The following is a 564-nucleotide window of genomic DNA, read 5'->3' on the forward strand; positions in this document are numbered from 1 at the left end:
AATACTGCGCGGCACCACCAGTTGCTGCACCAGCAACGCGCTGGCATGGTGTGGGTGAAGAACGGCGTGTCGGGCGCACAGCGCGAACAGTTGCTGGCACGTATCGACACGTTGCCGCAGATGACGCAGTCGATAGCAGGCATCGTCCAGCAGCACGCCGCAGACCTGCCGCTGGCGGGCGTTTTCCAGCACATCGACGACACCGGCCTGTGCTTCCCAGAGCACCCCCGCATCGACGGGCTCGGCATCCGCTTCGATCGGCAAACTGGCGAGCAGCGCGTCGGCCATCGCTGTCAGCTCCAGGTGCCTGACATCCTGCACAGCAACACCTCTGCCAGCCTGAGCGAGAAATGCCTTGGCTTCTCTGAAGGACTCGACCGGAAACTGCCCCGACAGATCACACAGATACCGCGCCGGATGATCGAGCAGCCTTTCATAACCGGGCTGGCGGGCGCGCTGCGGTGCAGCCAGGCTGACCGGAAACGCGTTGTATTGCAGATTCAGCCGGGTCGCCTTGATCGGGGCGATGAGTGCCTGGGCGACAGGGTTTTTGGCATCAAAGCC

1 pseudogene is annotated in these 564 nt (G+C 63.3%); it reads right to left on the reverse strand.

What is annotated here, in order from left to right:
* Positions 1–564, reverse strand: a pseudogene (locus RYC17_RS26805) (hypothetical protein); the annotation flags it as partial.

It is taken from the genome of Pseudomonas syringae group sp. J248-6, assembly GCF_032586995.1.
In the GTDB taxonomy this organism is placed as follows: Bacteria; Pseudomonadota; Gammaproteobacteria; order Pseudomonadales; family Pseudomonadaceae; genus Aquipseudomonas; species Aquipseudomonas amygdali.